The organism is Halomonas sp. 3D7M (assembly GCF_014897885.1).
Lineage (GTDB): Bacteria > Pseudomonadota > Gammaproteobacteria > Pseudomonadales > Halomonadaceae > Vreelandella.
This window is the reverse complement of record NZ_JABUZF010000222.1, coordinates 9,281-16,265: the sequence shown is the minus strand read 5'-3', so window position 1 is coordinate 16,265 and position 6,985 is coordinate 9,281. Positions and strand designations below refer to the sequence as shown.

Genomic DNA, 6,985 nt, shown 5'->3' with positions numbered 1-6,985 from the left:
CCCTGCCGTGAACCGGTTCAAACAGGCTGGGGAACGTGCCTTCCGGGTTGATATTAGCAGAGGGCGCAATGCCGATAGTGCCGGTGCAGGCGGGGCCAAGGTCTGAAAGAATATCGCCAAACAGGTTACTGCCGACCACCACATCAAACCAGTCTGGGTGCAGCACAAAGTTAGCGGTTAGGATATCAATGTGAAATTTATCCACCGCAATGTCGGGATACTGCTTGGCCATTTCGGCTACCCGCTCGTCCCAGTAGGGCATGGTGATTGAGATGCCGTTGGACTTGGTGGCCGAGGTGAGCTTTTTACGCGGACGGGTTTGGGCAAGATCAAACGCATACTTCAGAACTCGGTCGACGCCGACGCGGCTCATCACCGTCTCTTGAAGAACAATTTCACGCTCGGTGCCTTCGAACATTTTGCCGCCGACACTTGAATACTCGCCTTCGGTGTTTTCGCGCACTACGTAAAAGTCGATATCGCCTGGCTCGCGACCTGCTAATGGACTTTTGATGCCCGGCATCAGTTTGCAAGGGCGTAAGTTGATGTACTGGTCAAACTGGCGACGAAACTGAAGCAACGAGCCCCACAGCGAAATATGGTCGGGCACTTTGTCGGGCCAGCCGACGGCACCGTAAAACAGTGCATCAAAATCCTTGAGCTGCTCAAACCAGTCGTCGGGCAGCATTTTACCGTGCGCTAGATAGTAGTCACAGCTGCCAAATTCAAACGTTGTGAATGCTAGGTCAATGTTGAAACGCTGTGCGGCAGCTTCCAGGGCGCGAATGCCTTCGGGCATGACTTCGGTGCCAATACCGTCACCAGCGATGACTGCAATGCGGTGGGCCATAGTGGCTCCTTCTGTGGTTAGCGTTCGGGACAGCTATTATCTTGTACGACGTCAATCAATTCATTAGTAGGGAAATTAAGTTCGGCGGCGCGCTGGCGTAGTCGCTCTTCCACCGCGCTTTCCATCATTGGCGTACGCGAGAGAATCCATAGGTAATCACGGTTGGGGCCTGATACCAGCGCCCACTGATAGTCTGCATCCAGTTCTAAAACGTTATAGCCGCCATAAAAAGGGCCAAAGAAGCTGACTTTTAATCGCCCGATGTTTTCATCGTCAATAAAGTAGGCGCGGCCTTCAGCGTCATTCCACTCTTGCTCTGTGAGATTGTAGCCCCGGTTGATAACGCGCACGCCGCCATCGTCACGTAGGCTGTAGCTGGCCGTTACGCAGTCTAAGTTTCGCTCAAAGGAGTGATCCAGGCGGGCGATTTCATACCACTGACCTAAATAGCGGTTAAGTTCAAAGCCTGTGACAGGCTCAGTGCCGTCAGGAATGCCGGTGCAGCCAGTTAATGCAAGGCTGCTGAGGGCCATAAGCCCAATGATTTTCCCCACTTTCTTGCCTGGTGTTCGTGCGGCAGTGAGCATTACACGCTCCTAATGACTGCATGGGATAATAAGTGTTAAATCTATCAGGATGGCTAAATGAGCGCTATGAAGGGTTTCCTGTGGCATCTCTTTAACCGGCAAGAAGCAGAAATAGGTTATGGTATTTCTGTACCGAATAAGCCCTTACAATACCTACAACAAAGGAGTGTTTATGTGGCATCAACAAGAGATTCACTTACCGGTAATGCCCAGGGGCTTTCATCTAATTACGGATGAGATCGCTAGGGCACTACCGTGCTTGGCCGAGTGCAGTCAAGGGCTACTGCACCTGCAGTTAATGCATACTTCTGCCTCACTTACATTAAATGAAAACTCTGATCCTGACGTCCGTCATGATCTGGATGCCTTTATTCGCCGCTTAGTACCTGAAGGACTAAACTATTTTCGCCACACCCTTGAAGGCCCCGATGATATGCCTGCTCATGTCGCCTCTAGCTTACTGGGTACTCAGCTAACGCTAGCCGTACGTGATGGCCGTTTGGCGCTGGGCACCTGGCAAGGAATATGGATGGGAGAACACCGTGAGCAGGGTGGTTCGCGTCGTTTGTTGGCAACGATAAACGGCCGTGAAGCAAATTGAACATCCGATTTTTTTCTTTTCTAACGTCTTCTTTTCAATAAGCGCCTCTACATGCTTCGACGCTCTTTTCGCCTGACTCGTCAGCGCTGGCTGAGACTGCTGTTTGTGCTCAACCTCGCGCTAGTGACGGGCCTGGTGACTCACCAAATATGGCTCTATGTTGCTGAGCCTGAATTTGAGGCATTGCACACTAGAGAAGTGGCGGATATCCGTGAGCAACTCGCTGGACGAAACACCTACCGTTTTGCGGTGGTAGGTAATATCAATAATTCAGTGAATGTGTTTCAGGATGAAATCATTCCCAGGCTGAACCACAGCGATATTGATTTTATGGTGTCAGCGGGGAACGCGGTGAGTGGGGGGCAGCAGGAGAGTTACAAGGCGATTTACCAAAGCCTAGAGCAGTTAAACGTGCCGTATGTGCTGACGTATGGTGCCCATGAAAACAGTGATTTTGGCAGTTATCTTTTCTATGAATACTTTGGCCCGCATTTTTATTCCTTCGTTGCGGGTAACAGCCATTTTATCTTTTTGGATGGCACGGGGAAGTCGTCTCCCTCATGGCAGCTAGATTGGTTAGAGCGCGAGCTGGCTGCCTCGGAAGCGCAGCATCGGTTTTTGTTCATTGGCTTGCCACTGCATAACGTGATTAGCGATGCGCCCTTATTTGAAGCCGATAATTACCTCAATGATCCACGGTTGAGTGAAAGTATTATGCGCCTGTCGGAGCAGTACGCGGTGGACAGCGTGTTTTCGGCAAACCTGTCGCTTTATTCACACCAAACGGTGAGCGGAGTGGATTACGTCACCACGGGTGGTGCTGGCGGCATTTTGATGGATGCAAATGACAGGTTTCATCACTATGTGGTGGTCGAGGTAAATGGCGAAAATGTGACAATAACGCCCGTTCGGCTGAATGTGGATAGTCCAGGCTGGTGGCGTATGCTAAGTAGCGTTGCCTCAACGGTTTATGCGTTTTTTTACGTCAGCTACCCTCGCTTCCTGCTCATTGTCGGAGTGCTGTCACTATTGGCGATGCGCTTGTACCGACTGATTTTTGAAGAGCGTCACTATTACCCAGATTTTGATATCGATCCAACACCGTATCTGGAGAAGCCCCTGCGGGTGGCGATGATATCGAATAACTACTTCCCGTTTGTATCCGGTGTGTCGGTTTCCGTGGAGCGACTTCGTCAAGGGCTTAGCGAGTTAAAACATCAGGTGCAGTTGTTGGTGCCCCGTTATCGAGAAGCGTGGCAAGACGATGATACGATCTTGCGTGTACCCACTGTGATGGCCTTTGGTGAAAAGCGTGAGTTCCGTTTGACCAATCCGTTTAGTGCACGTTTTCGCCGCTGCCTGCAGCGCTTTAAACCGGATATTATCCATGTCCATCATCCTTTTTGGCTGGGGTCGATGGGGCTATGGATGGGGCGGCGCCTACGTGTGCCGGTTGTCTATACCTATCACACACGGTTAGAGCATTACGCACACTTTGTGCCGCTTCCTGGGGCTCTGTTTCGTAATTTGATTTCCCATGCGTTGATCAAACACTTCTCTAACCGTTGCCAAGGCGTCATCGTGCCCACCTATTCGGCAGAAGAGTATCTGCGCATGATTGGGGTGAAAACACCGACGCTGATACAGCCTACGGGCATTGATGCGGCGCGATTCGCCGACACAGATCGTGATGCGTTGGAACAGCTGCGCCATCAGCTTTCCATCGACCCAGCCGATACGGTGTTGGTGAGTGTCTCGAGAATTAGCCAAGAAAAAAATATTGGTTTTATGCTGGAGGCATTGGCGGAGTTGAAAAGCCAGGGGGGCCAGTCGTTGCGCTTGTTGTTAATTGGTGATGGCCCAGATCGACAAACCATTCAGCAGCATATAGAAGCGTTGGCGTTGCAGGAGCAGGTGACTTTGGTGGGCGCTGTGCCGCCGGAGGATATGGCACGCTATTACCACTTAGGCGACATCTTTGTGTTTGCATCTACTTCTGAAACTCAAGGCATGGTGGTTTTAGAAGCGATGGCCGCTGGCTTGCCAGTCGTTGCGGTACGCTCTAGTGGTATTGATGACGTAGTGCGTGATGGCTTTAATGGCTATAAAACGCCGCAAAATCGGCAAAAGTGGGGGCAGCGAGTAATGGCGTTAGCCGATGATAACGCGTTGAGAGACACCCTGGGCAAGCAGGCAAAAAGATTTGCTAGCGACTATGATATCGCTAAGTTTGCAGGAGCGGTCGCGCACTTCTATGCCGAGGTACTGGCCAAGTATTACGCGAAATAGCCGCTGTTTTAGGCCGGGTCGTTGTTGTTTTTGCTAGACCGAGAGGTTGCTACGCGCTTTAGCAACCACAGCAGTCCCACGCCAGCGCCAAGACCTATTACCGCCCATACTAATTCTTGATGAGACGCCGCGGTGAATAGTGCGCCCAATTGGCTTCCTAGCAGTATTACCGCCGCGAGCCCAGGCACAATTCCTAAGGTCGAACCGATCATATAGTCGCGAAAATTAACATGAAACGCGCCGGCCAGCATATTGGTGAGCGTGAAAGGGGCTAAGGGCAACAGGTTGATCACCGTCATGGTGCGAATGCCGCGCCTGGATAAATAGCCGGAAAGCCCGCGCAAATGGCGTCCGCCATAGCGCATTAGCGCATCGCGCCCCATCCAATGGCCTACCCAGTAAGACGCTACCGAAGAACTAAGCGTACCCAGCGTGGCATAGGCCAGCCCCCAAAGCGGTCCAAACAGTAGGCCGGTCAATACGACTAGCAGGCTTAACGGAAACATGACCAGTAGCGAGCCGGTATAAACGACTATCACGGCGATAAACATCCAGGGAGCTTGCTTCCATTGACTGATGGTGGACGCTAGCTCGATCAGGTGGGTTTCGGTGAGTAAGCCTTGCTGCTGAAGCCAGCGCCACATGATACCCAGCATTACGACTACAACGACTAGCCCAATGCCTTTTAGTAACGTGCGTGACATCTGTTTCCTCGTCGCTGGTACTAAACAGCGACAGCATACGTTAGAGGCGTAACCGGATGAAATCATATTCGGCGTTTAAGCGCGGCTAATGAGATCAGTTTAGTTAGTAGTAATGGCTGTCTGATAGGAATTTTTCCATTTTTCTTGCCATTTTGGTGCAGCCGTGAAGAATGAGGCGCCTCCACTGTTATACAAAAGGCGCGTTACCTATGGATTTTACTCTTCCTCCTCTGTTGACGGCGATGGTTGATCGCGGCAACGGACTGCTATGGGGCAGTGTGCTGATCTACCTGCTGATCGGTGCTGGCCTCTACTTCACTATCATGACCCGCGGTATCCAAGTACGTTATTTCGGGCACATGTTCAAACTGCTGCGCAGTTCGCGTCAATCTAACGGCGGTATCTCTTCTTTTCAGGCACTTTCCACCAGTCTGGCGGCACGGGTAGGTACCGGTAACCTAGCTGGTGTGGCGGTAGCGATTTATTTTGGTGGTCCCGGCGCGATCTTTTGGATGTGGATGACCGCCATGGTGGGTATGGCGACCAGTTTTGTGGAGTCCACTCTAGCCCAGGCCTATAAAGTTGATCACGGTGATAACACGTTCCGTGGTGGTCCGGCTCGCTATATTGAACGTGGCCTGGGGCTTCGCTGGCTGGCAGTACTGTTTTCAATCTGCTTGATCATCGCGTTCGGGTTGGCGTTTAACAGCGTACAGGCCAACTCCATCGCCCAGGCCATGGAACAGGCATTTGCCATTCCCACCTGGGCCATGGGGTTAGTTCTGATGGCGGTGGTTGCGCCCATTATATTTGGCGGCCTGAAGTCGATTGCTAAAGTAGCTGAGTTAGTGGTGCCGCTGATGGCACTCCTGTATTTGCTGTTGGCACTCACGGTAGTGGCGCTCAATATTAGCGATTTGCCCGCGGCCTTTATGACCATTATTAAAAGTGCGTTTGGTTTAGAGCAGGCGGCCGGTGGCGCAATGGGGTATGCCATTTCTCAAGCTATTATGAACGGTATTCAGCGTGGTCTGTTTTCTAACGAAGCGGGTATGGGGTCGGCACCCAATGCTGCCGCGACCGCCAGCACTCGGCCAGACCATCCCGCTGCACAGGGTTTTATTCAAATGCTGGGCGTGTTCTTAGACACCTTGGTCATTTGTACTGCCACTGCGGCCATTATCATTATGGCTGGGCCTGAGCTGCTGGCTGGCGAAGAAAACAACGGTATTCAGCTTACCCAAATAGCGCTCTCTAGCCATGTGGGTGATTGGGGCGGTATGTTTATTGCCGTGGCGATCTTGCTGTTTGCATTCACCTCGGTGATCGCTAACTACTCTTACGGTGAATCTAATATTGAGTACTTGGCAGGACGTCGCGCGCCGATTGCGGTGCTGATTTATCGCTTGGCGGTACTCGGCATGGTGATGATAGGCTCGGTTGCGAGCTTAGGTGCTATCTGGAATTTTGCCGATCTTTCCATGGGGTATGATGGCAGTGATTAACTTAGTGGCTATTTTACTGCTGTCGCCGATTGCCTTCGCACTGTTCCGTGATTACGACGCTCAATTGAAAGCAGGTCAAGAGCCTGTCTTTGATCCCAGTAAATTCCCTAAATTGGTAAATAAAGTAGATCCTAGCGCGTGGCCAAAGCGGAAATAAACGCTATTTTTTGACGCGATAGACGAAAGCCCCGTTACTGCGAGCACAGCAGAGCGGGGCTTTTTGTTGTTCGTGAATTCGATTTTTTCGAATGAGATAGGGGAAACGTTGCGCTTTTTTTAATCGAAAAGCGCCGTAAAATAGTTACCAGAGTTCCCACTAATACGTTAGGAAATTATCCATGACCACACGTGCACTGCTTGTAACTTCTTCTATTTTAGGCGAAAACGGCCAGTCCAATGCGTTGGCCAACCATTTTAAAACCAAAACGGAAGCCCACGATGTAGTGGTT

5 protein-coding genes and 2 pseudogenes are annotated in these 6,985 nt (G+C 51.3%); 4 read left to right on the top strand and 3 right to left on the bottom strand.

All coding sequences use genetic code 11. From position 1 onward, the window contains the following. Positions 1 to 850: isocitrate/isopropylmalate family dehydrogenase (locus tag INT22_RS12580; protein ID WP_226912687.1), on the bottom strand; the 850-nt coding region annotated here is incomplete at its 3' end. 17 nt (positions 851 to 867) lie between these two features. Beyond that, entirely contained in the window at positions 868 to 1,383 is a 516-nt protein-coding gene (locus INT22_RS12575; protein ID WP_193068323.1) for a lipocalin family protein, read from the bottom strand. Positions 1,384 to 1,609: 226 nt separating this feature from the next. On the opposite strand from INT22_RS12575, the gene INT22_RS12570 reads away from it, so the two are divergent. Both INT22_RS12570 and INT22_RS12565 read left to right on the top strand, forming a co-directional pair. After that, complete coding sequence (locus tag INT22_RS12570; protein WP_089039395.1) at positions 1,610 to 2,038, top strand: secondary thiamine-phosphate synthase enzyme YjbQ; 429 nt, start codon at positions 1,610 to 1,612, stop codon at positions 2,036 to 2,038. Positions 2,039 to 2,089: 51 nt separating this feature from the next. After that, positions 2,090 to 4,327 (top strand): glycosyltransferase, encoded by a 2,238-nt coding sequence (locus INT22_RS12565; RefSeq protein WP_193068319.1) that lies wholly within the window; start codon positions 2,090 to 2,092, stop codon positions 4,325 to 4,327. Between the two features lie 8 nt (positions 4,328 to 4,335). On the opposite strand, the gene INT22_RS12560 is transcribed toward INT22_RS12565, so the two are convergent. Next, positions 4,336 to 5,031, bottom strand: a complete 696-nt coding sequence (locus tag INT22_RS12560) for a TVP38/TMEM64 family protein (protein ID WP_193068318.1) — start codon at positions 5,029 to 5,031, stop codon at positions 4,336 to 4,338. A 209-nt stretch (positions 5,032 to 5,240) separates the two neighbouring features. Between INT22_RS12560 and INT22_RS12555 the strand changes: the two are divergent. Together INT22_RS12555 and INT22_RS20950 are read left to right on the top strand one after the other, a co-directional pair. Then, positions 5,241 to 6,693, top strand: a pseudogene (locus INT22_RS12555) (alanine/glycine:cation symporter family protein). A 181-nt stretch (positions 6,694 to 6,874) separates the two neighbouring features. After that, positions 6,875 to 6,985: pseudogene (locus INT22_RS20950) on the top strand (FMN-dependent NADH-azoreductase); the annotation flags it as partial.